At 67.9% G+C, this 26,986-nt stretch carries 29 protein-coding genes and 1 tRNA gene; 13 read left to right on the top strand and 17 right to left on the bottom strand.

The window, feature by feature from the left end:
- Window positions 1–26: 26 nt before the first annotated feature.
- From eno to GO591_RS10920, 6 genes are all read left to right on the top strand, one after another.
- Complete coding sequence (eno, locus tag GO591_RS10945; RefSeq protein WP_157156853.1) at window positions 27–1,307, top strand: phosphopyruvate hydratase; 1,281 nt, start codon at window positions 27–29, stop codon at window positions 1,305–1,307.
- Between the two features lie 10 nt (window positions 1,308–1,317).
- On the top strand, window positions 1,318–1,827 hold the full coding sequence (locus tag GO591_RS10940) for an FtsB family cell division protein (RefSeq protein ID WP_157156852.1): 510 nt from the start codon (window positions 1,318–1,320) through the stop codon (window positions 1,825–1,827).
- Entirely contained in the window at window positions 1,824–2,336 is a 513-nt protein-coding gene (locus GO591_RS10935; RefSeq protein ID WP_157156851.1) for a DUF501 domain-containing protein, read from the top strand. The genes GO591_RS10940 and GO591_RS10935 overlap by 4 nt, the downstream gene beginning before the upstream one ends.
- A complete protein-coding gene (locus tag GO591_RS10930) occupies window positions 2,309–3,583 on the top strand; it encodes a S8 family serine peptidase (protein ID WP_232466146.1) in 1,275 nt (424 codons plus the stop codon). The genes GO591_RS10935 and GO591_RS10930 overlap by 28 nt, the downstream gene beginning before the upstream one ends.
- Before the next feature lie 37 nt (window positions 3,584–3,620).
- Entirely contained in the window at window positions 3,621–4,949 is a 1,329-nt protein-coding gene (locus tag GO591_RS10925) for an NAD(P)/FAD-dependent oxidoreductase (protein WP_157156849.1), read from the top strand.
- Between the two features lie 189 nt (window positions 4,950–5,138).
- A tRNA-Leu gene (locus GO591_RS10920) sits at window positions 5,139–5,215 on the top strand.
- A gap of 313 nt (window positions 5,216–5,528) precedes the next feature.
- On the opposite strand, the gene GO591_RS10915 is transcribed toward GO591_RS10920, so the two are convergent.
- On the bottom strand, window positions 5,529–7,682 hold the full coding sequence (locus GO591_RS10915) for a hypothetical protein (protein ID WP_157156848.1): 2,154 nt from the start codon (window positions 7,680–7,682) through the stop codon (window positions 5,529–5,531).
- A gap of 138 nt (window positions 7,683–7,820) precedes the next feature.
- On the opposite strand from GO591_RS10915, the gene GO591_RS10910 reads away from it, so the two are divergent.
- Genes GO591_RS10910 through GO591_RS10895 form a run of 4 tightly spaced genes read left to right on the top strand, consistent with a single transcriptional unit; the run spans window position 7,821 to window position 11,246 of the window.
- The gene (locus tag GO591_RS10910; protein ID WP_157156847.1) at window positions 7,821–8,867 is read left to right on the top strand and encodes an ABC transporter substrate-binding protein; all 1,047 of its coding nucleotides are present in this window, start codon (window positions 7,821–7,823) and stop codon (window positions 8,865–8,867) included.
- A 5-nt stretch (window positions 8,868–8,872) separates the two neighbouring features.
- On the top strand, window positions 8,873–9,694 hold the full coding sequence (locus GO591_RS10905) for an ABC transporter ATP-binding protein (protein ID WP_157156846.1): 822 nt from the start codon (window positions 8,873–8,875) through the stop codon (window positions 9,692–9,694).
- The gene (locus GO591_RS10900) at window positions 9,691–10,470 is read left to right on the top strand and encodes an ABC transporter permease (protein ID WP_232466145.1); all 780 of its coding nucleotides are present in this window, start codon (window positions 9,691–9,693) and stop codon (window positions 10,468–10,470) included. The genes GO591_RS10905 and GO591_RS10900 overlap by 4 nt, the downstream gene beginning before the upstream one ends.
- Entirely contained in the window at window positions 10,467–11,246 is a 780-nt protein-coding gene (locus GO591_RS10895) for an ABC transporter permease (protein WP_157156845.1), read from the top strand. The genes GO591_RS10900 and GO591_RS10895 overlap by 4 nt, the downstream gene beginning before the upstream one ends.
- A gap of 53 nt (window positions 11,247–11,299) precedes the next feature.
- Here the strand turns inward: GO591_RS10895 and GO591_RS10890 are convergent, their stop codons facing one another.
- The 3 genes from GO591_RS10890 to GO591_RS10880 are packed head-to-tail and all read right to left on the bottom strand — an operon-like array spanning window position 11,300 to window position 13,436.
- Window positions 11,300–12,028: an ABC transporter permease gene (locus GO591_RS10890; RefSeq protein WP_370455278.1), complete on the bottom strand. Its 729-nt coding sequence runs from the start codon at window positions 12,026–12,028 to the stop codon at window positions 11,300–11,302.
- Window positions 12,028–12,774 (bottom strand): ABC transporter ATP-binding protein, encoded by a 747-nt coding sequence (locus GO591_RS10885; protein WP_157156844.1) that lies wholly within the window; start codon window positions 12,772–12,774, stop codon window positions 12,028–12,030. The genes GO591_RS10890 and GO591_RS10885 overlap by 1 nt, the downstream gene beginning before the upstream one ends.
- Window positions 12,775–12,782: 8 nt before the next feature.
- Complete coding sequence (locus tag GO591_RS10880; RefSeq protein WP_232466144.1) at window positions 12,783–13,436, bottom strand: TetR/AcrR family transcriptional regulator; 654 nt, start codon at window positions 13,434–13,436, stop codon at window positions 12,783–12,785.
- 107 nt (window positions 13,437–13,543) lie between these two features.
- Here GO591_RS10880 and GO591_RS10875 point away from each other — a divergent pair, with 107 nt between their 5' ends.
- From GO591_RS10875 to GO591_RS15800, 3 genes are all read left to right on the top strand, one after another.
- The gene (locus tag GO591_RS10875) at window positions 13,544–14,110 is read left to right on the top strand and encodes a LemA family protein (RefSeq protein ID WP_157156843.1); all 567 of its coding nucleotides are present in this window, start codon (window positions 13,544–13,546) and stop codon (window positions 14,108–14,110) included.
- Window positions 14,111–14,147: 37 nt separating this feature from the next.
- A complete protein-coding gene (locus GO591_RS10870; protein WP_157156842.1) occupies window positions 14,148–15,035 on the top strand; it encodes a M48 family metallopeptidase in 888 nt (295 codons plus the stop codon).
- 80 nt (window positions 15,036–15,115) lie between these two features.
- Window positions 15,116–15,256: a hypothetical protein gene (locus tag GO591_RS15800; protein ID WP_167138779.1), complete on the top strand. Its 141-nt coding sequence runs from the start codon at window positions 15,116–15,118 to the stop codon at window positions 15,254–15,256.
- Here the strand turns inward: GO591_RS15800 and GO591_RS10865 are convergent.
- The 13 genes from GO591_RS10865 to GO591_RS10805 all read right to left on the bottom strand — a co-directional run bounded on the left by GO591_RS10865 (window position 15,253) and on the right by GO591_RS10805 (window position 26,732).
- Complete coding sequence (locus tag GO591_RS10865) at window positions 15,253–16,191, bottom strand: hypothetical protein (protein WP_157156841.1); 939 nt, start codon at window positions 16,189–16,191, stop codon at window positions 15,253–15,255. The two genes, GO591_RS15800 and GO591_RS10865, sit on opposite strands and share 4 nt — an antisense overlap.
- The gene (locus GO591_RS10860) at window positions 16,166–18,214 is read right to left on the bottom strand and encodes a flagellar biosynthesis protein FlhA (protein ID WP_157156840.1); all 2,049 of its coding nucleotides are present in this window, start codon (window positions 18,212–18,214) and stop codon (window positions 16,166–16,168) included. Before GO591_RS10860 ends, GO591_RS10865 begins: the two co-directional genes overlap by 26 nt.
- An 18-nt stretch (window positions 18,215–18,232) precedes the next feature.
- The gene (locus GO591_RS10855) at window positions 18,233–19,318 is read right to left on the bottom strand and encodes an EscU/YscU/HrcU family type III secretion system export apparatus switch protein (protein WP_157156839.1); all 1,086 of its coding nucleotides are present in this window, start codon (window positions 19,316–19,318) and stop codon (window positions 18,233–18,235) included.
- Window positions 19,315–20,076 carry a flagellar biosynthetic protein FliR gene (locus GO591_RS10850; protein ID WP_157156838.1) on the bottom strand — a complete coding sequence of 254 codons (762 nt, stop codon included), beginning with the start codon at window positions 20,074–20,076 and terminating at the stop codon, window positions 19,315–19,317. The genes GO591_RS10855 and GO591_RS10850 overlap by 4 nt, the downstream gene beginning before the upstream one ends.
- A 1-nt stretch (window position 20,077) precedes the next feature.
- The gene (gene fliQ, locus GO591_RS10845) at window positions 20,078–20,353 is read right to left on the bottom strand and encodes a flagellar biosynthesis protein FliQ (protein ID WP_157156837.1); all 276 of its coding nucleotides are present in this window, start codon (window positions 20,351–20,353) and stop codon (window positions 20,078–20,080) included.
- A 1-nt stretch (window position 20,354) separates the two neighbouring features.
- A complete protein-coding gene (gene fliP / locus GO591_RS10840) occupies window positions 20,355–21,185 on the bottom strand; it encodes a flagellar type III secretion system pore protein FliP (protein WP_232466143.1) in 831 nt (276 codons plus the stop codon).
- Window positions 21,182–21,640 carry a FliO/MopB family protein gene (locus GO591_RS10835; protein WP_157156836.1) on the bottom strand — a complete coding sequence of 153 codons (459 nt, stop codon included), beginning with the start codon at window positions 21,638–21,640 and terminating at the stop codon, window positions 21,182–21,184. The genes fliP and GO591_RS10835 overlap by 4 nt, the downstream gene beginning before the upstream one ends.
- A 3-nt stretch (window positions 21,641–21,643) precedes the next feature.
- Window positions 21,644–22,360, bottom strand: coding sequence for a flagellar motor switch protein FliN (gene fliN / locus GO591_RS10830; protein WP_157156835.1), 717 nt, complete (start codon window positions 22,358–22,360; stop codon window positions 21,644–21,646).
- Window positions 22,357–23,286 carry a flagellar motor switch protein FliM gene (locus GO591_RS10825; protein WP_232466142.1) on the bottom strand — a complete coding sequence of 310 codons (930 nt, stop codon included), beginning with the start codon at window positions 23,284–23,286 and terminating at the stop codon, window positions 22,357–22,359. The genes fliN and GO591_RS10825 overlap by 4 nt, the downstream gene beginning before the upstream one ends.
- Window positions 23,287–23,512: 226 nt before the next feature.
- Complete coding sequence (locus tag GO591_RS10820) at window positions 23,513–23,893, bottom strand: flagellar assembly protein FliW (RefSeq protein WP_157156834.1); 381 nt, start codon at window positions 23,891–23,893, stop codon at window positions 23,513–23,515.
- Window positions 23,890–24,798 carry a flagellar hook-associated protein FlgL gene (gene flgL / locus GO591_RS10815; protein WP_157156833.1) on the bottom strand — a complete coding sequence of 303 codons (909 nt, stop codon included), beginning with the start codon at window positions 24,796–24,798 and terminating at the stop codon, window positions 23,890–23,892. The genes GO591_RS10820 and flgL overlap by 4 nt, the downstream gene beginning before the upstream one ends.
- A gap of 3 nt (window positions 24,799–24,801) precedes the next feature.
- Window positions 24,802–26,247 carry a flagellar hook-associated protein FlgK gene (flgK, locus tag GO591_RS10810; protein ID WP_157156832.1) on the bottom strand — a complete coding sequence of 482 codons (1,446 nt, stop codon included), beginning with the start codon at window positions 26,245–26,247 and terminating at the stop codon, window positions 24,802–24,804.
- On the bottom strand, window positions 26,247–26,732 hold the full coding sequence (locus GO591_RS10805; RefSeq protein ID WP_157156831.1) for a flagellar protein FlgN: 486 nt from the start codon (window positions 26,730–26,732) through the stop codon (window positions 26,247–26,249). Before GO591_RS10805 ends, flgK begins: the two co-directional genes overlap by 1 nt.
- Window positions 26,733–26,986: the final 254 nt, after the last annotated feature.

Genomic DNA, 26,986 nt, shown 5'->3' with positions numbered 1-26,986 from the left:
AATCCCAGTTCTGAAGGAGACCTTTCGTGTCGTTGATCGAGGCCGTTGGCGCCCGTGAAATCCTTGACTCCCGTGGCAACCCGACCGTGGAGGTCGAGGTTCTGCTCGAAGACGGCACGGTTTCCCGCGCCGCGGTGCCCTCGGGCGCTTCCACCGGTGCGTTCGAGGCGTACGAACTGCGCGACGGCGACAAGGACCGCTACCTCGGCAAGGGCGTGCTGAAGGCCGTCGACGCCGTACTCGACGAGCTCGGCCCGGCGATCGAAGGCTTCGAGGCATCCGACCAGCGCCTCGTCGACGCTGCCCTGATCGAGGCCGACGGCACCGAGAACAAGAAGAACCTCGGCGCCAACGCGATCCTCGGCGTCTCGCTTGCGGTCGCCAAGGCCGCCGCCGACAGCGCCGACCTGCCGCTGTTCCGTTACCTCGGCGGACCGAACGCGCACGTGCTGCCGGTGCCGATGCTGAACGTGATCAACGGTGGGGCGCACGCCGACACCTCGGTCGACATCCAGGAGTTCATGATCCTGCCGATCGGCGCCGAGAGCTTCAGCGAAGCACTCCGCTGGGGTGTCGAGACCTACCACGCGCTGAAGGGTGAGCTGAAGGCCAAGGGACTCGCCACCGGCCTCGGCGACGAGGGTGGATTCGCGCCCGACCTGGCCAGCAACCGCGCAGCGCTCGACTTCCTCATGGAGGCCATCCAGAAGGCCGGGTTCACCCCGGGCAAGGACATCGCGCTGGGTCTGGATGTCGCTTCGACCGAGTTCTTCGAGAACGGCTCCTACAAGTTCGAGGGCAAGCAGCTCAGCGCCGCCGAGCTGACCTCGTACTTCAGCGAGCTGGTCGCGGCCTACCCCCTGGTCACCATCGAGGACCCGCTGGCCGAGGACGACTGGGAGGGCTACGACCACCTCACCCGCGAGCTGGGCTCGAAGGTGCAGATCGTCGGCGACGACCTGTTCGTCACCAACCCGAAGCGCCTCGCCGACGGCATCACCCGCGGCGTCGGCAACTCGATCCTGGTCAAGGTGAACCAGATCGGAACGCTAACCGAGACGCTTGACGCGGTTTCGCTGGCGCAGCGCTCCGGCTACACCGCGGTGCTCTCGCACCGCTCCGGTGAGACCGAGGACACCACCATCGCCGACCTGGCCGTCGCCACCAACTCCGGCCAGATCAAGACCGGTGCCCCGGCCCGCTCCGAGCGTGTCGCGAAGTACAACCAGCTGCTGCGCATCGAGGAGGAGCTGGCCGACTCCGCGGTGTACGCGGGTCGCAGCGCGTTCCCGCGGTTCAGCGCCTAACCTCGAAGGCATGGTGAAGCGGCAGAAGACCACGCAGGTCCCGGTCGCCCTGCCGCAGATGGAAACGGCGCCGGGGAGCTGGTTGCGCGGCATCCGGCTCTCCGGCTTCACCGTTTCCGTGCTCTTCCTGCTGGTCGCGGCGATCGTGGTGCTCGCACCGAGCCTGCGCGTGCTCATCGAGCAGCAACAGCAGATCTCCGCGTTGCGCGATGCCGTCGCCGAGCAGGAGAAGTCCGTCGAAGACCTCGAGCAGGAAGTCGCCCGGTGGGGCGACCCAGCGTACTTGGAGGCTCAGGCGCGCGAGCGGCTCTACTATGTCTACCCGGGCGAAGTCAGCTATCTGGTGATCGATGACGGGCAGACCCCGGTCGCCGCCGATGGCCTGCCGATCAGCGACGAGATCCAGACCACCGAGGTCGACTGGCTGAGCGCGATGCTCGGCTCAATCGTCACCGCCGGGCTCACCGAGTTGCCCCCTGACCAGCTCCAAGCCCCCGACATCCAAGGATCCGCGCAGTGACCAGGCCGCCATTCGACCCGCCGACCGAGGCGGACATCCGTACCGTCACCCAGCAGCTCGGCCGCCCGGCGCGGAACGTGATCGGCATCGCGGCGCGTTGCGTGTGCGGCAATCCGACGGTGGTGTCGACGCAGCCGCGGCTGGATGACGGCACGCCGTTCCCGACGCTGTATTACATGTGCCATCCGGCGGCCACGGCCGCGATTTCCACGCTCGAGGCCGAGGGTGTGATGCCCGAACTGGCCGCACTGCTCACCGGCGAGACCGCCGCCGCCTACGAGGCCGCCCACGACTCCTACCTCGCCGACCGGGAGAGCATCGAGCACGTGGACGAGATCGCCGGCATCTCCGCCGGGGGCATGCCCACCCGGGTGAAGTGCCTGCACGCGCTCGCCGCTCACTCCCTGGCCGCAGGTCCCGGGGTGAACCCGATCGGCGACCTCGCGCTGGAGCGCGCCACCTGGAGCCCGGAGGTGTGCGAGTGCGTGCCTTACAACGACGCGGAGTAAGGCGCCGGCTCGCCGCCCCGGCGGCGGTGCTGGCCCTGGCATCCGTCGTCCTGATCGCCCCGCCGGCCTCGGCCGACCAGGTGCGTGAGCTTGAATACTGGCTGGACGATTACGGCATCCGCGAGGCCTGGACCACCACCCAGGGCGAGGGCGTCACGATCGCCGTGATCGACTCCGGCATCGACTCGAACCACCCCGACCTGGCCGGTGCGGTGGTCGGCGGCAAGGACTTCTCGGGGCTGGGTGCCGCCAACGGGCAGACTCCGGTCGGCAACCCGCGCACCAACGGCCACGCCACCATGGTCGCCTCGCTCGCAGCCGGTCGGGGCACGAACGGCACCGACGGGGTGATCGGCGTGGCCCCGGCGGCGTCGCTGCTGTCGCTGTCGATGGGCTTCGGTGAAGGCTCGCGGCCCTCCGACGACCAGATCGCCGAGGCCGTGCGCTGGGCGGTCGACAACGGCGCCGACGTGATCAACATGTCGCTCACTCGCAACACCCTGGACTGGCCGACCAGCTGGGACGACGCCTTCTCGTACGCGATGGCGAACGATGTTGTGGTCGTCGCAGCGGCCGGCAACCGCGGCAGCGGCACGGTTGAGGTCGGGGCGCCGGCGACGATGCCGGGTGTGCTGACCGTGGCAGGCGTCGACCGGTCCGGAACGGCCAGCTTCGACGCCTCGTCGCAGGGCATCACCATTGGCGTCTCCGCGCCGAGCGAAGACCTGGTCGGCGCCGCGCCGGGCGGCGGGCACGTCACCTGGCAGGGCACCAGCGGGGCGACGCCGATCGTCGCCGGGCTGGTCGCGCTGGTGCGGTCAGCGTTCCCGGCGCTCGATGCCGCCAACGTGATCAACCGGATCGTCGCCACCGCCGAGGATGCCGGAACGCCCGGCCCCGACCCGCTCTACGGCAACGGGCTGATCGACGCTGCCGCCGCGGTCCGCGACATCGTGCCGCAGGTCGATAAGAACCCGATGGGCGACCTTTCCGAGTGGATCCGGCTCCACCGGCGAGCGGATGCCCCGGTGCAAGTCCCGCCGGTAGACGAACCCGCACCTGAGCCGGCCCCCACTCCCGAGGCAAAGCAAGAGGACAGGGCTGTTGGTTTGCTGGGAATGTTGCCGGGGGTAAACTCGTTACGTCTTGTAGGTGTCCCACTCGCGGTTCTCACGGGTTTTGGGGCACTTTTCATAACGCTCGTCGCCGTCGCCGTGCTGCAATTCCGGAAGTTACGGAGGCGGTAGGCTCGGTGCGGAAAATTTTCGCTAGGAGACCCCACTCGTGCCCAAAATCCTGATCGTCGGCGGCGGCTATGCCGGTTTCTATACGGCTCGCAAGCTGGAGAAGTGGCTGAAGTCAGGTGAAGCCGAGGTCACGGTCGTTGACCCGCTGCCGTACATGACCTACCAGCCGTTCCTGCCGGAGGTCGCCGCAGGCTCCATCGAGGCACGTCACGCAGTGGTTCCGCTGCGCCGTCACCTGAAGCGCACGCGGGTCATCGCCGCGAAGGTCACCAACATCGACCACGCGAACCGCGTCGCCACGCTGCAGCCGGAAGAGGGCGAGGCGTACCCGTTCGAGTACGACATCGTCGTGGTCACCGGCGGTGCGGTATCGCGCACCTTCCCGATCCCGGGTGTCGCCGATGAGGCGTTCGGCCTGAAGACCATCGAGGAAGCCGTCGCCATCCGCGACCGCGTCATCTCGAACTTCGCCCGTGCTGCCCTGCTGCCTGCCGGTCCGGAGCGCTCCCGCCTGCTCACCTTCGTCGTGGTCGGCGGAGGCTTCGCCGGCATCGAGGTGTTCGCCGAGCTGCGGTCGCTCGCCAGCGCGCTGCTCAAGCAGTTCCCCGAGATCGAATTCGACGACATCAGCTTCCACCTGGTCGAGGCCATGGGCCGGATCATGCCCGAGGTGTCGCTCGAGACCAGCCACTGGGTGCTGAAGAACCTCGCCCAGCGCGGCGCCGAGGTTCACCTGGACACGCAGTTCGCGTCGGCCGTCGACGGCGTCGTCGAGCTGTCCACCGGCGAGACCTTCGAGTCGGACCTCATCGTCTGGACCGCCGGCGTGATGGCCAACCCGCAGATCGTGCGTAACACCGACCTGCCGATCGAGGAGCGTGGCCGCGTCGTCACCCGCCCCGACCTGCGCGTCGGCACCGCCGACGAGATCGTTGAGGGAGCCTGGGCTGCCGGCGACATCTCGGCCGTGCCCGACCTCTCCGGAGGCGGCGTTGGCGGCTTCTGCGTGCCGAACGCCCAGCACGCGGTGCGCCAGGGCAAGCTGCTCGCGAAGAACATCGTCGCGGTCATGCGTGACGAGAAGCCGAAGGACTACTTCCACAAGAACATGGGAGCGGTCGCCGGCCTCGGCCTCGGCCACGGTGTGTTCCAGTCCGGGAAGATCGCCGTCAAGGGCGTCATCGCCTGGTTCATGCACCGCGGCTACCACGGTCTGGCCATGCCGATGTGGGAGCGCAAGATCCGCGTCTTCGGCGACTGGACCGGCCAGTTCTTCCTCGGCCGCGACAACGCCGCCATCGAGGCAGTGCTGGAGCCCCGCGCCAAGTTCGAGGAGTTCGCTGCACGCCCGAAGCCCCGGGCATAACGCACTTCACCGAGAGGCCCGTCACCCGAAGCGGTGGCGGGCCTTTCGCCTGCCCGCCGTAACAGCCGTGGCGCTAGTGTTCCGGCTCTGCGCTAGCGCAACTTCACTGGCGCGGAGCCGAAAGGCTAGCGCCGCGGGGGAGGGCGAGCGCCTGCGCGCAGAGCTGCCCGCCGCTAGGCTCGTGCGCGGGCCCCGGTAGCCCAATTGGCAGAGGCGCGCGACTTAAAATCGCGGAGTTGAGGGTTCGAGTCCCTCCCGGGGCACCATTCCCTCAGCGAACAGCGGGCGGGTACCTGTTCGCCCAGGTGCCCGTGCGGTGGAATCATCCGAGGCGTCCGCTCGCCAAACCGACTCGCCAAGCCGACTCGCCAAACCGACTCGCCAAACCGACTCGCCAAAAAGCGCCCATGTTGTCGCGCGGGATGGGCGTTTTGTGGCGAGTCGGAGAGGGGGGAGAGGCTTCGCGCATCCGCAAATAAAATGACTCGCCAAAAAGTGCCCATGATCGTGCATGGGATAGGCATTTCCTGGCGAGTCGATAACACCACTCGCGCAGGCTCGGCGGGGGAGGGGATGTCTCTAGTGCCGCGCCGGCTCGACGAAACGCACCCAGCCCCAGATCGCACATGCGACAGCCGCGAACGCGCCAGCCAGCAGGAACGCGCCGACCACGAGCGCGCCGGTGTGCGCCATGAGCACTGCGGCCGCGAGCGTGACCACGACCAGGGTGACGATCACCCAGGCCGGCTTCGACCATTCGTAGACCAGCCGACCGGGCAGCGCACGCAGCGGCAGAGTCAACAGCACGGCCGACCCGAACCCGGCCAGGCAGATCGCCGCGAGCGATTCGGAGAACAGCGACGCCCAGAAGCCGTCCACCGGGCCGATCGCGGTGTGCGCTGCCCATGCGGCGGTGGCCAGAGCCGCAAGCGTGACCAGTTGGGCGAGACCGATCACTCCGCGCGCCGCCTGGCCGGCAATCATCGGCACCGTGCTCGCGATGATCACCCCGAGGATCACCGGCGGTTCGATGCCGATCATCCGGGAGGCGAGGGCGGCGACCGCCGCGAGTCCCAGATATCCCGGCACGAAGCGGAACCACATCGCCACCCGCAGTTTCCGCGCAGCCAGCCAGGAGCTCGCCACGATGCCGACACCGTTCAGCACGACGAGCCCGATCCCGATCGCGACGACCAGGCGCAGGTACCGGACTTCGCCGAGGATGCCGCCGGACAGCGCCGCGAGCAGCGCCATCCCGAACACCGATCCGGCGATGACCACCCAGGGCTTCACCAACGGGGTGTCTTCGTCCTCAGCGCTGACCGCCTGGTTCCGGCCGGTGAGCCGGCCTGGCCGTGGGATCCGGGCCGCGAGCAGCGGATAGACCAGCCGCAAGGGAAGCGCGACCAGCAGTGCGAAGGCCAGCGCAAGCAGTGGGGCCACCCACAGGGTGCCGTGCTCGGCGAAAGAAGCGAGTGATGGGATCTGCACGCCGAAGTCAGTCGGCGTGCCCCAGGTGAGCGGCGTGGGCGGCGCCTGCTGCGGGGGAGTGTCCGGCGGGGAAGTGGCTCCCGGGGGATCGCTCGGCGAGGGCGCCGGTGTCGGGCTGGCGGTCTGCGGATCGGTGGTCTCGGACGGTGTCGGCGTGGGGGTGGCCGTCGGTGTGGGGGACGGAGTCGACGTATGCGGCATCCCGAACACGACGACGAACCCGTCGCTCACGGCGCTGTAGTTGCCGGCAGCGTCGCGCTGCAGAACCTGAAACGTGTGGTCGCCAGCCGGGATGCCGGACACATCACACGCCCATCGGCCGCCGGTCACTGGGACCGAGCAATGCCGGTCTCGATTGATGAACAGGTCGACGACGCCGCCGTCCTCGCCCGCACCGGAGATGGTGTGCGGCTGAACGATCACGCGGTCGCCCGCCCGCACCGAATCGATGGTCGGGCTCGCCGGCGCGGTCTTGTCGATCACGACCGTCATCGCCGCCGACGGGTTCGAGAACTGGCCGGTGTCCGGGGCGCCCTGTCGCACCGTGACGCGGTACGTGCCGTCGGGGAACTCGCCGCCCGATGAGAGCGCACATGACCAGAAGCCGCTGGTCAGCGCCGCAGGGCAGGCGCTCTGCGTGAACGAGACCGGGCCGGTGACATCCACCGTGATCAGCGCGTTGGGGTAGCCGACGCCGCTGATGAGCCCGGTCGTGACCACCGGGGAGGGGCCGTCCACGGTCGGCGGCCCGAGCACCCGCAGTTTCGCGGATGTCTCCTCCTCCACGCTGCCGTTCGGCAGCGTCTCGCGGATGGTCAGCGTGACGCCACCATTGCTCACGTCACCGACGCAGGACCAGGCGCCGTCCTTGACCTCGGCCGAGCAGACCGTCGCAGCTCCGTCGGCGACGACCACCTTGTTGCCCGTGGTCGCCGTGCCGGTCAGGCTCAGCCGGTTCTGCGGGATGAAGTCGCCCGCGGGCGTCGGCGTGATCTGGTAGGTCAGGTCCGGCGGCGCGGCGGTCGGAGTGGATTCCTTGGTGACATCCGGAGTCGGCGTTGCCGTGGGCGTCTGCGTCTGCTTCTGGGCCGGCGGGGTCGGTTCCGCGGTCGTCGCCCAGGCCGGTGATGAGCCACCGAGAATGAGCCCGGCGATGGCTGCGACAGCCAGCATCCGGGCAAGCGCATTCGTGCCCACGTGGCGGGACGAACGGCGGTAGTCGTTCGCAATCGAGGGGTGCACCGTGCGTTCCACCCTACGGGGAGACCTACAAACACGTCAGCCGATTAGTGAAGATTGCCGTAACAAAAGGGGAACAACCATGTCGGTATTGTTGACGTGTCCCCCTTCTTGCCCTCTTGAGAGGTTCCCAGCACCCCCATGTCACGAAAGACTCGTACGCTCGCGCTCACCGCGACCGCAGTGGCCGCAGCGCTCACCCTTGCCGCCTGCTCTGGCAGCAGCTCTGACGCATCCGGCAGCACGGCCGAAGAAGGGTTCGGCGACCTGTCGATCCAGCTCACCTGGATCAAGAACGCCGAGTTCGCGGGTGAATACTTCGCGATGGAGAATGGCTACTTCGAAGAAGCCGGCTTCAGTGAGGTCAACCTCCTCGCCGGCCCCGGCGCGACCGAGTCGATCGTTCTGTCCGGGGAGGCGCTGGTCGGACTCTCCAGCCCGGTCGCGGTCGCCCCGGTCATCCTCGAAGAGGGTGCCCCGCTGAAGATCATCGGTACCACCTACCAGAAGAACCCCTTCACGATCGTCTCGCTGCCCTCGGCTCCGATCGATACCCCCGAGGACATGGTCGGCAAGAAGATCGGCGTCCAGGCGGGCGGCAATGAGACCCTCTTCGAGGCGCTGCTCGAGGCGAACGGCATCGACCCGGAGTCGGTCGAGACCGTGCCGGTCGAGTACGACCCGAGCGTGCTGGTGAACGGTGAGGTCGAGGGCTTCTTCGGCTACGTCACCAACGAGCTCCTCACGCTGGAACTGGGCGGACACGAGCCGCACTCGCTGCCCTTCGCCGACAACGGCCTGCCGTTCATCGCCGAGAGCTTCGTGGTCACCCAGGACTCGATCGACACCAACCGCGAGGCACTGAAGGCGTTCCTGTACGCCGAAATCCTCGGCTGGAAGGATGCCCTCGCCGACCCCGAGGAGTCCGCTCGGCTCGCGGTCGAGGTTTACGGCGCCGACCTCGGACTGGACCCGGAGAAGGAACTGCAGCAGGCGATCGCCCAGAACGAGCAGCTCGTGGTGACCGAGGAGACCGACGCGAACGGGCTGTTCACCATCAGCAACGAGCTGATCGACGCGAACATCGAGATCCTCGCCCTCGCCGGGTACGACATTGCGGCTGACCAGCTGTTCGACATGTCGCTGCTCGCTGAGGTTTATGAAGAGCACCCGGAACTGCTTAACTGAATCCAGTGACCAGCACAGACGTTTCAACCGCTGCCCGGGGAGTCAACTCCCCGGGCACCGGCATTCACCTCTCCGGACTCTCCAAGACCTTCAAGCTCGGCCGTGAGCGCGTCAGCGCGCTCGACGACGTCGACCTGTCGACTGAAGCGGGGGAGTTCACCTCCCTGCTCGGACCGTCCGGCTGTGGGAAGTCCACGATCCTCCGCATCCTCGCCGGACTCGAAGAGCCCACCGCGGGGGAGGCGACCGTCGACGGACAAACGCCGGAACAGTTGCGCAACTCGCACAGCCTCGGCATCGCGTTCCAGGATGCCGCGCTGCTGCCGTGGCGCAGCGTGGTCAGCAACATCCGCCTGCCGCTCGAGGTAGCCGGACTGCCGGTCGACGAGGAGTACATCGCCGAGCTCATTCAGCTGGTCGGCCTCGGCGGCTTCGAGAAGGCCCGTCCGGCTCAGCTCTCCGGCGGCATGCGTCAGCGCGTGTCGATTGCCCGGTCGCTGGTCGTGCGCCCCTCGGTGCTGCTGCTCGACGAGCCGTTCGGTGCGCTCGATGACATGACCCGGCAGCGGCTGAACCTCGAGCTGTTGCGGATCTGGACCGAGAAGCCGGCCACCACCCTGCTGGTGACCCACGGCATCTCGGAGGCGATCTTCCTGAGCGACCACGTCGCCGTGATGAGCCCTCGGCCCGGTCGGATCAAGGAGGTCATCGAAGTCGACCTGCCCCGCCCGCGGCTGCCCGAGATGATGCGCACCCCGGAGTTCCACGAACTGCACGACCGCGCCTCCGACCTGCTCTTCTCGGGTCGCGTCGAGGAGACCGTGTGACCCGCAAGGCCCCAGCCTGGATGCTCGGCCTCGGCGGGCTCCTGGGGATCCTGGCATTCTGGTGGCTCGTCGCCGCCACGTTCATGAGTAAGACGATCCCCACGCCATGGGCCGTCGTCGTGCAGGCGATCGAGGATGGCACGGGGTTCTACTGGCGCAACCTGAGCGTCACGCTCGCCGAGGCGGGCGTCGGCTACCTGTGGGGCAATGGGCTGGCGCTCGTGGTTGCCGCGCTGGTGCTGGTGCTGCCCGCAACCCGCGGGATCGCCATGCAGCTGGCCGTGATCAGTTACTGCATCCCGATCGTCGCGATCGGGCCGGTCGTCCGGATCATCATCGGCTCCCCGGCATCCGGTGAACCCTCCGGAACCGCGATCTTCCTCGCCGCGATGTCGGTGTTCTTCACGACCGTGGTCGGTGCGCTGCTCGGCCTGCGTTCGGCAGACAAGTCCGCCCTCGACCTCGTCTCCGTATACGGCGGCGGGCGGTGGCAACAACTGATCAAGGTGCAGCTGATCGCCGCGCTGCCGGCGATCCTGAACGCGCTCAAGGTCGCGGCTCCCGCTGCGGTGCTCGGCGCGGTGCTCGGCGAGTACATCGGCGGCGTTGACGCCGGCCTCGGCCCGGCCATGATCAACGCCCAGCAGAGCCTCGAGGTCGCGCGAGTCTGGGGTGTCGCCCTGGTCTCCGGCCTCGCCGCCGGAGCCGGATACGCCGTGTTCGCGCTGCTCGCCAAGCTGGTCACCCCCTGGTCGACCGGAAAGGCCGCCCGATGAAGCTCACCCGCGCCCTGTTCACCGGCGTCGCCTCGCTGGTCGCGATCGTCGCGCTGTGGATGGCCGCCCTCGTGGTGTTCGACGTGTCCCCATACGTAGGCAAGGGGCCGATCGACGTCTGGAATTACCTGTTCACGATGCCGGCCGCGGCCGAGAACCGCGAGGTGCTCTGGGGCAACCTGCTGCAGACGTTGACGGATGCCTCGGTCGGATTCGTCGCCGGACTGGTGGTGGCCATCCTGGTGGCGATCCTGTTCGCGCTGTCCCGTGGCATCGAACACGCGCTCATGCCGATCGCGATGCTGCTGCGCAGCGTGCCGCTCGTAGCGCTCGCGCCGATCATCATCCTGATCTTCGGCCGCGAGGTCACCGTGGTCGCAGTGATGAGCGGCATCGTGGTGCTGTTTCCCGCCCTGGTGAACATCGTCTACGGGCTGCGTTCGGCCTCGCCGCAGATCCTCGATGTGGTCAGCGTCTACGGCGGAAGCCGGTGGACCGCGTTGCGCCTCGTCGCGATGCCCTCGTCGCTGCCGGCGTTCTTCGCCTCGGTGCGGATCTCGGTGCCCGGTGCGATCACCGGAGCCTTGCTCGCGGAGTGGCTCGCCACCGGCAACGGCATCGGCTACGCGATCGTCTCGGCCATCGGCCGGGCGAAGATCAATGAGGTCTGGGCATCCGTCGTCGCGATCACGCTCGCGTCGATGGTGCTGTACGCGATCGCAGCTTTCGTCGAGTCGCTCGTGCTGCGCCGCTGGGGGAGCGACACGGTCCGCTGAGCAAACCGCTGATCGAGCTTGTCGAGATCTCGGCAAGCTCGATCAGCGAATCGTCACGGAGTCCGCCGGCGCAGCGTGATCGAGCCGAGCACGATCGCGGCCAGCGCGAACGCCAGCACCGCGGCGAGGTGCCAGAGCACCATCTCGGTTCCCGAGGCGTCGGTGGAGACCGTGTTCAGCGCCTCGATCGCATGCGACAGCGGGAGCCAGTCCGAGATCGCCTCGAGCACGTCAGGCATCTGGTCGCGGGCCACGAGGATGCCGCCGAGCAGGATCTGCGGGATCACGAACACCGGCATGAACTGAACCACCTGGAACTCGGTGGTCGCGAACGCGCTGGCCAGCAACCCGAGTGTGGTGCCGAGCAGCGCGTCGGAGACGGCGACCGCGACGAGCAGCCAGGCCTCGCCTTCGACCGTGAGTCCGCACACCCAGACTGCGAAGCCGACCGCGATGAGGGCCTGAATGATCGCCAGCAGCCCGAACGCGAGCGTGTAGCCCGCGATGAACTCGAACTTGCCGAGCGGCATCGCGAGCAGCCGTTCGAGGGTGCCGCCGCGCCGCTCCCGCAGCGTGGTGATGCTCGTGATCAGGAACATCACGATGAACGGGAACAGCCCGAGCATCGCCGGCCCGATCACCGAGAACACCGGCGTGTTCTCGAACAGCCAGGCCATCAGGCCGATTAGCAGGCTCGGCACGAGCAGCAGCAGCACGATCGTGCGAGGGTCGTGCCGGATCTGGGTGAGCACCCGGCCGGTGGTTGCGAAGGTGCGGCGCATCAGGATGCCTCCTCCCGCGCGGGCTTCGGATGGCGGGCGATGACCGCGAGGAACGCGGCCTCCGGATCATCCGTCCCCGTCGATTCGAGCAGACCCTGCGGAGTCTCGTCGGCGAGCACATCACCATCGCGCATCAGCAGCAGCCGGTCGCAGCGGGTGGCCTCATCCATCACGTGGCTGGAGACCAGCAACGTCGTGCCGCGCTCGGCGAGACCGCGGAACATCGTCCACAGCTCGACCCGCAGCACCGGGTCAAGGCCGACGGTCGGTTCATCGAGCACCAGCAGTTCTGGCTTGCCGAGCAGGGCGGCCGCGAGCGACACCCGACTGCGCTGGCCGCCGGAGAGCGAGCCGACCAGCTGGTCGGTCTGCCCGCCGAGGTCGGTGTCGAGAATCACCCGGTCGACATCTGAGCGTGGCGCCCCGAGCACCGCCCGGAAGTACGCCAGATTCTGCTTCACGGTGAGGTCGTCGTAAACGCTGATCTCCTGGGTCATGTAGCCGATGCGGCGCCGCAGATCGGCGCTGCCAGCGGGCGAGCCGAGCACCGTGATCCGCCCGGTGACCCCGAGCTGCACGCCCATGATGCTGCGCATCAGCGTGGTCTTGCCACTGCCGCTCGGGCCCAGCAAGCCGACGAGAGAACCGCGCGGAACCTGCACGGTCACGTTCTGAAGCGCCTGCACCTTGCCCCGTCGAACGCTGACGTTTTCGGCGAGGATCGCGACATCCGAATAATTCGCCATGTGGTGAATTATTCGCTCGCTGCGGAGCCGTCGTCAAGAGGTTTCGGGAATCCGGTCAGATGCCACTGGATGACCGGGCCGACCCGCCGCACCACCTCGTCCGCGGGCGCCGACGCCAGCGGATCGGCGCGCACCCCGTAACGCACGACCATGAGCCCGACGACCTGCGACGCGGCGAGCGTGGCCCGCAGCTCGCCGTCCTCGACGCCGATCGCGTCCGCGATGCGATGGAACACCTCACGCACCAGGAACTGGCGCAGCATGGTGGCCGCGAAGTCGTGTCCGAGCGCGGTGCGCAACAGGCCGAGCACGCCGCTCTGCGTGGTCGGGCTCTCCATGTTGGCCAGCAGCAGCCGCACCAGGTTCTCTCCGATCGCCTCGCGCGGCCCGGCGAGGACCTCGCGAACGATCCGGTCCGGACGCACCGGGGCGGTCACCGCCTCGGCGAACAGGTCGGCCTTGTCGGCGAAGTAGTGCCGCACCAGGCCCGGGTCGACGTCGGCGCGGCGCGCGATCGCGCGGAAGGATGCCGAGTCGTACCCGTGCGCGGCGAACTCCTGGGCGGCCGCGGTCACAATCTGGGCGCGGGCATCGGATGCCTCGTCCGCACGGCGGCGACCCCGGCGCTTGACGGGGGTGGCGGCATCCGATTCGGTGGCCATGGAACCGAGCTTAAGCCCGCCGCGGCCGACCGCGAGTTGGCCGTGAGTGTGATGGGAAGCACCGGTATTCAGCGGTATTTGAGAGCGGCTCCTTTATGATTCTGTCTATGGAATTGCTCATCGTCATCGGCGTGATCGTTCTGCTGGTCGTTATCGTCGGGATCTACCTGTGGGCGACGTACAACTCCCTGGTGACGCTGAACGTCCGTGTTGACGAGGCGTGGAGCGACATCACCGTCCAGCTGAAACGTCGTGCCGACCTCATCCCGAACCTGATCGAATCGGTCAAGGGCTACGCCGCCCACGAGAAGGCCGTCTTCGAGAACGTGACTCGCGCGCGCGCCGAGACCCTCTCCGCGTCCGGCCCTGCCGAGGCATCCGCCGCCGAGAACCACATGCACCAGGCGTTACGGTCGATCTTCGCCGTCGCCGAGGCGTACCCGCAGTTGCAGGCCAGCCAGAACTACCTGCAGCTGCAGGGCGAGCTGGTCGACACCGAGGACAAGATCCAGGCTTCCCGCCGCTTCTACAACGGCGGGGTCCGCGAGCTGAACACGAAGATCAAGGTGTTCCCGAACACGCTGTTCGTGCGCGGTCTCGGCTTCGGCGAGCGGGAGTTCTTCGAGGTTGACGACGCCGCGGCGATCGCCGAGCCGCCGCGCGTGCAGTTCTGAGCACTGCGGTGCCTGACAGCCGCGGAGTGGAGCACAGTTGTATAGCGCGATAGCCCGGAACAAGCGCAATACCGTCCTGATCATCCTGCTGTTCCTCGTGATCATCGCCGCGCTCGGATTCGTCGCCAGCTACATCTGGGGCGGCGGCGACTGGACGATCTTCATCGGCACGATTGTCGGCGCGTTGATCTATGTGGTGATCCAGTACTTCGCCGCCAGCCGGCAGGCCCTGGCGCTGGCCGGCGCGCACGAGATCAGCAAGGCGGATGACCCGCGGCTGTACCGCACCGTGGAGAACCTCTCGATCACGCTCGGGATGCCGATGCCCAAGGTCTACATCGTGAACGACCCGGCGCCGAACGCCTTCGCGACCGGGCGCGACCCTGAGCACGCGATCGTTGCCGCGACCACCGGGCTGCTCGAGCTGATGACGGACTCCGAGCTCGAAGGCGTCATGGCGCACGAGATGGGGCACGTCAAGAACTACGACATCCGGGTGACCACGATCGTGTTCGGCCTGGTCGTCGTGATCGGCTTCCTCGCCGATGTGCTGCTGCGGATGTCGTTCTTCGCCGGCGGCAACCGGAACAACAACAACTCCAACCCGATCGTGCTGGTCGTCGGCATCGTGGCGATGCTGGTCGCCCCTTTGGTCGCCTCGATGGTGCAGGCGGCGGTATCGCGGGAGCGGGAGTACCTGGCGGATGCCACCGGAGCGCTCACCACGCGGCATCCGGAGGCCCTCGCCAGCGCGTTGCACAAGCTCGGCGAATACGGCCGGCCGATGCGCCGCCAGAACACCTCGATGGCGCACATGTGGATCAGCGATCCGACCAAGCCTGGCCTGATCGACCGCATGTTCGCCACGCACCCGCCGCTGCCCGACCGGATCCGTCGCTTGCTCGACAACGCGACGAAGTTCTAACTGGTCTGTCGGCGCCGGGAAGTCGCGTACGGTTGACTGGCACCGGCGCCATTCAGGCTCCCTAGTGAAAGGGCCCGACTATGGCTGACAAGTCGCCCAAGAAATCGTCTGGCAAGACCGTGGCGTCGAAGACGCTCAAAGAGAAGCGCGCCGACAAGAAGTCCAAGGTCGAGAACCGTAGCGGCAACGACATCACCGACTCGGTGAAGAAGAAGCGCTAACCAACCGGGCGACCGTCGCGCCAGCCGATCGGCAGGCCGAGCCCGTCGACGGTGTTGGGGGAGGCGGTGCCCTCCGCACCCTCCAACGCGATCCCGTCGACTGGCACCGCGGCCCGCACCACGCCGACCCAGGCTGCGGTGTCCTCGGGCTTTCGCCCGGGGTCGACCGCGACCCACACCTGGTCGGCGCCGACGGCGGTGAGGGCTGCCGCGTGCTCATGGGCCTCGCGGCCGCCCCGGCCGAGCCCGAACGCCACGAAGACGCTGTGCTGGCCCTGCACGCCGCGGGCGCGCGCGGCGTTCGCGGTGCGGCGGTCCTCGACCCGGTCGGCGCCGAGCAGGCTGCCGCCGACGAAAACCTGCGGGCTGCCCGCCGCGGCAGCCATCGACCTGGCCACCGTGTACGCGTCCTGACTGGCACCGACCACGAGCACCAGGTCACCGGCGCGACGGGACAGCGCCGGCGCCGGCCGGGAAGGTGCAACCAGCGCGGGCGTTGCCGCTGCTCGCGCCGCCAGTTCGCCCAGCCCGGGCAACCCCGCTTCCGCCGATCCGGGGAACGCAGGCGCCGCCGGCTCGGGCGCGACCGTGAAGGTGAGATCGTCCATCAGCCGGGCGAAGTCGGGCGATCCTGTGGAGACTGCGGCCGGAGGGGCGTCGCCGTGCAACTGCGCCTCGGCGGCATCCGCATCGTCCAGCAGCGCGGCGATGCCCAGCCGCGCTGACGTGTCGAGCTGCCGGTGCGCTGACCGGCGGCCGGGATCGGGCAGCTCAACAATGACCTCGAAGTGCTGCTTGGCGAAGAAGCCGCGGATGCCGCCGGTGGTGACCTTCTCGGCCGAGACGATGCGCGCGGCCGATCCGTGTTCGGCGAAGACCCGGTCGGTGAGTTCCTCGAGCGAGGCACCCTCAAGCTGTAAGCGTCTCGGCGCCACGCACCACTCCCACCGTCTCGATGTCGACGCCAGTCGACGTTACTTCCTGGTACGACAGCACCGGCAGCCCGCCGGACGATGCCGACACCAGCCGCCGGATCGCCGGTCGCAGCGCGGGTGCGCAGACCAGCACTGCGCTCTGGCCGCGGGTTTCCACCTTGGCGACCTGCTCACGTGCCGAGTTGATCACCTGCTCGGTGCGAGCCGGATCCAGCAGGATCTGGGTGCCGAGCTCCGACGGCCGCAGCGCCTCGAGCATGGCCTGCTCCAGCAGGGGGTCGATCATGATCACCCGCAGCACTCGACCGTCGAGGTGGGCGCTGAGCAGCGCCGGGCCGAGCGCCTGCCTGGCCGCCTCGACGAGTCCTTCGGGCTCGGTGGACGCTTTCGCGCGCAGGGTGAGCGCCTCGAGGATGCGCGGCAGGTCGTTGATCGGCACCTGCTCGACCAGCAATCCCTGCAGCACGCGCTGCACCTCGGCGAGGGTGAGCAGCCCGGGAATCAGCTCGTCCACGGCGGCGGGGTTCACCTGTTTCACGCTCTCGGTGAGTTGGCGGACGTCTTCGCGGCTGAGCAGCCGGGCGGCATTGCCGGTGATCACCGACGACAGGTGGGTGACCAGCACCGACACCCGGTCGATGACGGTCGCCCCGGTCATCTCGGCGCTGTGCCGCATCTCGGCTGGCACCCACTTGCCGGCAAGCCCGAACACCGGTTCCAGGGTGGAGGTGCCCGGCAGCGCGTCGAGGGCGTCGCCGAGGGCGAGTACCTTGCCCGACGGGGCGGTGCCGCGCGCGGCCTCGACACCGGCGATCCGGATCACGTACGTCGCCGGCGGCAGTTCGACGCTGTCCCGGGTGCGCACCGGCGGCACTACGATGCCGAGGTCCATGGCGATCTTGCGGCGCAGCGCCCGCACCCGGGCGAGCAGGTCATCGGATGACCCGGAGACCACGTCCACCAGGTCGGGCGCCAGCAGGATCTCCAGCGCGTGCACGCGCATCTGTTCGATGAGGTCCTCGGTGGTCTCGGTGCGGGGAGCGACCGCCGCGGTCTCGGCGGCCTCGACTTCCTTGGCCTGTTCGCTCGCCTTGATCCGCTGCGCGGCGAGCAGCAGCAGCGCACCGATCAGCACGAACGGGATGATCGGCATGCCGGGGATGAAGCCCATCACGATCGCGGCGGCGCCGGCGATCATCAGCGCGTTGCGGGACTGGCTGAGCTGCGCCGACGCGGTGGAGCCCATGTCGGCTTCCGCGTTCGAGCGGGTGACGATCATGCCGGTCGACACCGCCATCAGCAGCGCCGGGATCTGGGTGACCAGGCCGTCGCCGATGGTCAGCAGCGCGTAGGTCTCGAGGGCCTCGCCGATCTCCATGCCGCGCTGGATCATGCCGATCGCAATGCCGCCGACGATGTTGATGATGATGATCACCAGGCCGGCGATGGCGTCGCCCTTGACGAACTTCGAGGCGCCGTCCATTGCGCCGTAGAAGTCGGCTTCGGCGGAGACCTCGGCGCGGCGTTCCTTGGCCTGCGCGTCGGTGATCAGGCCGGCGTTCAGGTCGGCATCGATGGCCATCTGCTTGCCGGGCATGGCGTCGAGGGTGAAGCGGGCGCCCACCTCGGCGACGCGCTCGGCGCCCTTCGTGACCACCACGAACTGGATGACGACGAGGATCAGGAAGATCACCGCGCCGATGATGATCGAGCCGCCGACGGCGATGTGCCCGAACGCCTCGATCACCTGGCCGGCGTAGCCGTCGCCGAGCACGAGCCGGGTGGATGCCACGTTCAGGCCGAGCCGGAACAGGGTCGCCACCAGCAGCAGTGACGGGAACACCGAGAAGTCCAGCGGCTTCTTCACGAACATCGTGGTGAGCAGGATGACCAGCGCCAGCATGATGTTAAGGATGATCAGCACGTCGAGTAGCGGTGAGGGCACCGGTACGACCAGCAGCAGGATGATGCCGACCACGCCGACTGGGACGGCGAGTTTGGCGATGTTGCGGTTGCGGTTCATGTCACTGGACTCCTGACATCAAGCGGCGGATTGGGTCATGGTGTGGACGCCCTGGCCTGCGCCGCGAGTCTTCAGCGACATCACGAACACGAGCACTCGGGCGACGGCGTTGTAGAGCTCGACGGGGATCTCCTGGCCGATCTCGCAGGCGGCGTGCACGGCGCGAGCGAGCGGCACGTCGCGCACCATCGGCACGCGGTGCTTCTCGGCCTCCTCGCGGATGCGTGCGGCGACCTCACCGGAACCCTTGGCGACCACGCGCGGCGCGGACTTGCCGGGTTCGTAGGTGAGCGCGACGGCGATGTGGGTCGGGTTCAGCAGCACGACATCCGCGGAGCCGACCGCGGCGATCATCCGGTTCCGGCTCAGCGCGAGCTGGCGGGAGCGCCGCTGCGACTTGATCAGCGGGTCGCCGTCGGAGTTCTTGTTCTCGTCCTTGACTTCCTTCTTCGTCATCCGCGTCTGTTTGCGGTTGCGCCGCATCACGACGAAGAGGTCGATCGCGGCCAGGGCGAGGCCGGCGATGACGGCTGTCTGCAGCAGGGCGGCGGCGGCCGAGCCTGCGGTATCCAGCAGCGTCGTCACCGGCAGCCCGCCCGCGGAGGAGAGCACCGGGATCATCCCCTGGATGACGACCCACAGCACCAGGGCGATCACGACGACCTTGAGCAGCGCCTTGGTGCCCTCCCAGAGGGCCTGCAGGCCGAAGATTCGCTTCAGGCCGGTGACCGGGTTGAACTGCTCGGTGCGGGGCTTGAACTGGCGGAAGTGGATGCCGCCCTGCGTTGCCGCAGCGATCAGCACGGCGATCGCGACCACGGCGAACAGGGGGGTGAGGGATGCCGTGATCGAGCCGAGTCCGTCGCCGAGGGCTGCGACCGCGCGCGCCGGTTCGGGGTTCGCGATGACGCTCGTGAAGGTGGCGGCCTGGGTGGCTCCGGCCTGGGAGGCCAACCCGATCGTTGTCGGCACCATCACAGCCGCGGCGCCCACGCCGACCCAGGCGGTCAAATCCTGCGACCGGGTCAGCTTGCCCTTCTGGCGCACATCCTTCATGCGCTTCTGGGTCGCTTGTTCGGTGCGTTCCTCGGCGGTGTCGCTCATCGAGTCACCCCCGTGATCCAGCCGACGGCGTCACCGGTGAGCGCGGCGACGACCTGGGGGAGCGCGACGAAGACCACCACGACGAACACGAGGGTGATCAGGATCTTCAGCGGGAAGCCCATGGCGAATGCGTTCAGTGCCGGGGCGGCTCGCGTGAGCAGGCCGAGCCCGACATCGGCCAGGAACAGCACCACCAGCAACGGGCCGGCGATCTGCACCGCGGAGAGGAACATTTCGCTGACCCCGGTGACCATGGCCTCCGCCGGGGAGCTGAGGTCGATGCCGCCACCGATCGGCAGCGTGTTGAAGGTGCGGGTGAGGCCGAGGAGGATCAGCTGGTAGCCATCGGAGGCGAACAACAGGGCCAGCGCGGTCATGTGGAACAACCGGGTGAACTGGGCACCGTTGACCATGCTCTGCGGGTCGAAGCCCTGCGCCAGTTGGAATCCGCCGAACAGGTCGATCAGGTGACCGGCGCCCTGCACCGCGGAGAAGACGATGAACACGAGAAAGCCCAGCATCGCGCCGACCATCAGTTCGAGCACCAGTGCGCCGAAGAACTCCGCGGTGCCGAGCGACGCGTATCCGGGAGTGACTTTTGGTGAGACGGCGAGGGCGAGACCGATGCCGAGCATCGCCTTCACCCTGGCGGGGATGGCGTTGTACGAGAACGGCGGTGCGATCACGATGAAGGCCGTCATCCGCACGCCGGCCAGCATGACCGCCTCGATCCACGGCAGGTTCAGCGGGATGTTCACGCTAACCGCCACCGAGAAGTGACGGGATCTTCTCGAACAGGTTGTTGGTGAACGAAACCAGCTCGGAGATCATCCAGTGCCCTGAGATCACCAGCGCGATCGCCACGGCGGCCGCCTTCGGCACGAAGGAGAGGGTGACCTCCTGGATCTGGGTCATCGACTGGATCAGGCCGATCGCGAAGCCGACGACCAGCGCGGTGATCAGGATGGGCGCGGCGAGCTTCGCGGTGATCAGCAGGCCCTGCAGGCCGATGTCGAGGACAGCGTTGGAATCCATGTCAGCCCCCAACCTGGTAGCCGGTGATCAGCGAGGTGATGATCAACCCCCAGCCGTCGACCAGCACGAACAGCAGAATCTTGAACGGCAGCGAGATCATCACCGGCGGGAGCATCATCATGCCCATCGACATCAGCGCCGCGGCGACGACCAGGTCGATCACCAGGAACGGCACGAAGATGACGAAGCCGATGATGAAGGCGGCGCGCAGTTCGGAGATCATGAACGCCGGGATCAGTGTGGTCATCGCGACGGCGGAGGTGTCCTCCGGGTTCGGCAGGTCGGCCGCGCGGGTCATCAGGGCGAGGTCTTCCTCGCGGGTGTGGGCAAGCATGAATTCACGCAGGGGCCCGGATGCCGTCTCCACAGCCGCATCGAAGGTCATGGTTCCGTCGAGGTAGGGCTGCACGCCGGTCTCGTAGACCTCGGTGAGCACGGGGCCCATGATGAACAGCGACAGGAACAGGGCCAGGCCCGCGAGCACCTGGTTCGGCGGGATCGAGGGCAGCGAGAGCGCGTTCCGGGTCATCGCCAGCACGACGAAGATCTTCGTGAACGAGGTCATCATCAGCAGCAGCGCGGGCGCGACCGACAGCAGGGTGATGCCGACCAGGGTGACGATCGCGGCCGACGGTGCGCCGTTCGGGCCGTTGATCTCAACCGAGAAGCCACCGTCATCGGGCGCGGTCGGCGCGGTGGGGTCGGTCGGTGGCACCGGGTCGATGGGCACGGCGTACGCCGGCGCGCCGTGCAGCAGAGGGACAAGCACCGCGGCGGCTACGGCGAGCGTGACGACCACCCCGGTGGTCCAGGTTGAGCGGTTCCTGCTCACCGGTGTGACCGGAAGGCGTCGCGGGTCTGCCGCCAGGTCGCCGGGGACAGGATCGAACCCGCCATCGGCGAGGCGGCACGGGTGCGGCGGGGCCGAAGCAGGGGAACGTCGTCCTCCGCGGGGGCAGGAGCCGGGACATCCGTCACCGTCCGCATCGACCGGGCGAACGCGTCGGCCGGGCTGTCAGAGCCCAGCTCGACGGGCGTGGCCGATGTGGTTTCCGCGTGCACGACGGTCACCGCCTGGTCGGTGACGCCCAGCACGAATCGCTTGCCGTCGGCCTCGATCAGCACCACCGATGCCTTCGGGCTGACGCGCTGCCGCCCGAGCACCTGGATCGGCGCGACCGGCTGGGTGCGCTTGGACCCGGCGACCTTTCGCTGCACGACCCAGAGCAGGCCGAACACCACCGCGAGGGCAAGAACGACCCGCAGGGTGAGTTCGAGGGTTTCCACGGATCAGGCCAGTCCCTCAGCGACGTCGAGGATCTTGGTGATGCGCACCGCGTAGTCCTGGTCGACGACCACGACCTCGCCGTGGGCGATCAGGCGGCCGTTCAGCAGCACGTCGGCGGGGGCGCCGGCGGAGCGGTCCAGTTCGATCACCGCGCCGGGTTCCAGATCGAGCACGTCGCGCACAGACATCCGGGTGCGACCGATCTCGACGGTCAGCGCCATCTCGACGTTGTTGATGCGGTGCAGGTTGCCGACGATCGCGCCACGGTCGGCGGGTGCGGTTGCGCCCTGCCCGGTGATCGTGCCGTTCTCACGGACCCGCACGGCGTACCAGCCGGCGCGCGTGCCGCCCGCGGTGAGTTCGAAGACCGCGGTGGCCGGGTCGGCGAACAGCGCGGCGGCATCCTCGATGCTGGCCGGGCCGAGCACGCCGGTGCCGAGCATCGCGGAGGCGGCTTCAAGGGCGGGCCGGAGCACGTCCGCGGCCGAGACCAGCGGCGAGTCGGTGCCGGCGGCAGCGCTGACCGCGTCACCGTCATAGAGCACGACACCGAAGTCGGCGGAGACCGCTCCGACGAAGGAGGCGACGACGCAGTTCTCGACCGCACCGGCCGGCGCGGCGGTGGCCGGAGCCGCGGTGATCGCGGCAGCGCTCGGCAGCAGCCCGATCAGCGCTTCGGCCGAGGCGGCGGCGGTCTGGTTCAGCGTGGTGGTGGTCATCGAGAGGTCCCCTCGGTCATGGTCGGTGCTGAGCTGGTGTTCTCGCCCACGACGACGCAGGCCAGGCGCGAGCCGTTCGAGCCCACTGCCGCCTGGGCGAGCGGTTGTCCGTCGACGGCGATGTTCATCGGCCGGTGGGTCGGATGCGGCAGGGCGATCAGGTCGCCGACGGCCAGGCGCAGCACGACATTCGGCTTGACGTTCACCGGTGCCAACTGCAGCGCGAGCTCGACCGGAGTGTGCGCGAGCTGGCCGCGCATCAGCTCCTTGGCGTTCGCGGTGGTGCTGGTCGGGTTGGCTTCGCCGAGTTGCGGCAGCAGCACATCCGCCGGAATCGCCAGGGTGGCGTGCGTGCTGTTCTCACCGACCCGGATCTCGAAGCGCGCGACGATCATCAGTTCCGTGGTGGCGGCGGCCTGCGCGAACTGGGAGTTGTAGTGGATCGTGTCGATCGAGATCGAGGTCACCAGCAGGCGGCCGAGCGAGTAGCGCAGGTCTTCGAGCGCGTCTTCCATCAGCTTGCGCACGAGCGCCTGCTCGATCTGGGTGAATTTGCGGTCGTCGAGCTTGTGCGAGGCGTTGCCGCCGAGCATATAGGTCACCCAGGACAGGGCAGCGGATGTCGGGAACTGGATGACCGCCTTCGCGGCGTTCCCCTCGAACTCGCAGAGCACCATTGCGGTGGTCGGCGGAAGTGAAGCGGCGTACTCGTCGTAGGTGGCCATGCTCACCTGCTCGGAGGTGACGTGCGAGACCACTCGAACCTTCGCGGTCAGCTGCGTTCCCCACTGGCGGGCGAACGTCTCGAAGGCTAGCTCCAGCACCCGCGAGTGCTCGCGGGCGAGCGTCGTCGGACGCCTGAAGTCATAGACGTCCACGTTTTTTCGCGTGGGCGCGTTCGTACGCACATGTTCCTGGACCGTCACGTCAGGCACTATCGGCCGGCCGGGCCTGCGCGTTAGCCTTCGACCGCGCGCGCGGCGCAAAGTTGCGCGGGGGCTGCGGCCGATCCGGGCGCGCTGCCCGTTGTTGCTGGCGCGGATGAACGTTCAGGCGCTTGCGCAACTTGCGGCCGCGCGCCCGTAGGATGGATGCCTGCGTGCAACTTTGCGCCGCGCGCGCGGGTGAAGGTGTGGCCTGGCGGGCGTCTACTCAGCCGCGGGCGGCGAGTTCCGCTTGGAGCGGCCAGTCCTGGTTCTCGAGGATCAGCTGGGCACTGCGTCCGCTGCTGCGGTTCACCACGATCGGCGCCATCAGGTTCATGGTGGTGCGCTCGGCCTGCGGATTCGCCACCACAAGCACGGCGGCCTCGTCAGGGTCGGTGAGACCCAGGCTCGCGCTCTGCTCGTCGGAGATGACGGGCTGGTAGTTCGGCAGGTGCACGGCGGCATCGATCACGAACAGGCGGATGTCGCTGTCCTCGGTCGCGCGTAGGGCGTACAGCCCGTCGGCGCCGGCGATCTCGTCGAGGCTGAAGTCGCTGAAGCGCTCCAGTCCGGGCGGGGGAGTGACGAAGCTCAAGCTCTGGCTCATCGGAGGAAGTCCATCAGGGTCGGCTGCAGCACCCGGGCGGTGACCGCAAGGGCGGACTGGTAGGCGACCTCCTGCAGTTGCAGGTCGAGGATCACTTCGGCCAGGTCGATGTCTTCGACGGCGGCGCGCTGGCCCTCAAGGGAAACCGTGTTCTCCATGTGCGCCTCCTCGGCTCGCAGAATCTGGGCGTGGCGGGTGCCGACGATGGCCTGTTGCTCACGGATGGCGATCATGTGCTGGTCGACGGCGCCGATGCGCGTGCCAATGTTCACGCCGCCGTTCAGGTCCGCGACGATGTCGTCGATCAGCGCGAAGACGGTGGTGTTGCCCGCCGGATTCGCAGGACCGCTGGCGAACGCTGCCACACCGTCGGCGTCGACGCGGATCGTCGAGCCGGCGCCGATTCGACGGTCGACGGTTCCGCCGCCGGCCACCGTATAGCCGTACGGGGGCGTCGAATCGAACGCCGCTCCCGTGTCGGAGTTGCCCGCGAAGACGGTGCGCCCGAGGTACTGGGTGTTCGCTTGCGTGAGCAGTTCATCCCTGAGCTGGGTGAGCTCGGTGACGATGGCCTGCTTCGCCGTCGGTGACATCGAGCCATCGTTTGCGCCCTGCACAGTGAGGTCGCGCACGCGGTTCATCAGCCCGGTCGTGGTGGCCAGCGTCGAGTCGATCACCGTCAGCCAACCCAGCCCGTCGTCGATGTTTCGGCCGTACTGCTCCGAGGCACGCTGCTCCGCGCGGATGCGCAGCGAATCGGCGGTCGCGGTCGGGTCGTCGGAGGGGCGGGTGATGGCCTTCTGGCTGGTTGCCTGCTCCTGCAGTCGCGCGAGCTCCTGCATGTTCGACTTCAGGTTCCGCTGTGCGGACTGCATCATCAGGCTCGTCGTGGTGCGCGTGATCATCGGTTACCTTCCCACAATCCCGGTGCGGTTGATCAGGGTGTCGAGCATTTCGTCGACCGCGGTCAGCACGCGCGCCGCACCCTGGTAAGCGACCTGGAAGGTCAGCAGGTTGACGTTCTCTTCGTCCATGTCGACCGAAGCGTTCGCGAGCTGCATGTTCACGGCCGACGTCGTCGCCATTCCGGCAAGCGTCGCCTGCTGCAGGTTGCTGCGGGTGGTGACACCGAGGGAGGTGACGAAGTCGGACCAAGTGTTGTTCGGCGAGTCCGGACCCGTTCCCAACTGAGCGACCTTGTCTGCGTTTAACCCGCTCAGCGCTCCGGTGCCGTCGCTCGCGGCGATCTCGCTCGCATCCGTGGGAACCACCGAAAGTGTCGTGGCGGGATTGTTGGGGTCCAAGGCGAAGAACGGCCCGCCGGCGGCTCCACCGGCGGTGAAACCGCCGCTGTGCGCAAGGTTGACCTTGGTAGCCAGGTCGGTCGCGAACTTGTTGTACGAGACCGCGGCCTCGGCCAAAACGCCTCCGGTTCCCGCGCTCGGCCCGATGCCTGCTGGCGCCAGAGTGGACAGAGCACCGCCGATGTTCCCGCCATCCATCGCGACGGCAGAACCGGGTCGGTGCGCCCATTCCAACAGCACGGGCTGCGGAGGCGCAGGCGGGGCGGGATTGAGCTCCGACATGGTGTTGGCACCCGCAACCTGCACTGGACGGAAGATGTCGCCCGACACAAGTGCATTGCCACCGATCAGCACCTCCATGGTGCCGTCCTCGAGCTCCCGAGCGGTGCCGCCCGCGAGCGACGCGATGCTCGTGGTGAGAGTGCTGCGCTTATCGAGCAGCTCGTTGATGTTGCCGCCCGCCTGCAGGGTCGATCGGATGCGAGCGTTGAGGTCGGCCACTTGGGCGCCGGCATCATTGAGCTCGGAAACCATGCCGTTGACCTCGCTGCGCACCTGCGTCCACAAGCCCTCGACCTCGCGGTAACCCGCGGCGATCTGCGAGACCAGAACGCCGGCTTCCTCGAGCAGCACACCAGCCGGAGCCGGGTCGCCTGCCTTGTTCGCGACGTTCTGCCAGCCAGCCCAGAACTCTTGCAACTGATTCGAAAGGCCATTCTCGCCAGGCTCACGCAGGGTCGACTCGAGCGAGGTCATCACGTTCGCGCGCGCTGCCCAGTAGCCGGATGACGCGGCCGAACTGCGCACCCGCGCGTCGAGAAACACGTCACCCAGTCGCGCGATGCCGTCGACCGTGACGCCCTGGCCGACCGTAAGCGGTGTCGTGAACATGCCGACGCGGGCCGGCGAACCGATCGACGACGTGGTCACCCGCTGGCGGGTGTAACCGTCCGTGGTCGCATTGGCGATGTTCTGGCCGACGACGTCGAGTCCCTTGCGGGCGGCGACAAGGCCGGTGTAGGCGGTGTTCAATCCGCTGAACGTGCTCATCACAGACTCCTGTCGACAAGGTGGGCGGTCCCGACATCCGAGCCCGCGGTGCCATGCGCGTCATAGGTGCCGGCCTCGACGTTGAGCCGAGCGAGGGTCTCCTGCGTGGATCGCGCGGCGGCCCGAAGGAACTGTTCGTTGGTATCGCGCAGCTGCTTGATCTGGTTGGCGAGATCGGTCATCGCCTGCAGGTGGGCGGTGAAGATGTCCGACCAGGGGCCGAGCGGGGCGTGCGCCACGAGTTCTCGCAGGGTCGCGTTCTCGTCGGTGCCCCATTCCCTGGCGAGCGCCGACACAGCGATCGAGCGGCCAAGACCAGCCTCCCGCAGCCGGTCCATCACCTGCTCGACCTCACGGGTTGCATGCGGAAGCCACTTGGTCTTTCCGGCCGTGAGCAGGAGTTGTTCTTCCTCGAGCTTGAACGTGAGGAGTTCCAGCAACTCCCGTTCGCGCCAGAGCAACGCCGATAGATCTTGGGCGCTCACGTGTCCTCCGACTCTGTTGTCATGGCTTCTGTTGTTTCGGCGCCGAACTTCCCCTGGATGTCCTCGGACACCCAGCCCTCGCCTTGCTGATGAGCACTATCGGCAGGGTCGGACGAGCCGTTAGCGACGGGGTACAGAAATAGCCGACACCCGCTTGGGGGATACCCGGACTGGGGGGTGAGTCGGCATGGAATCGATCACAGGCTTTAGTGCACGATGAGAACACGAAGACGCGAGCTTCCCTCTCGCTGAAT

This window comes from Diaminobutyricimonas sp. LJ205 (assembly GCF_009755725.1).
In the GTDB taxonomy this organism is placed as follows: Bacteria; Actinomycetota; Actinomycetes; order Actinomycetales; family Microbacteriaceae; genus Ruicaihuangia.
The sequence above is the reverse complement of the archived record's forward strand: the minus strand, read 5'-3'. Positions and strand labels throughout refer to the sequence as shown.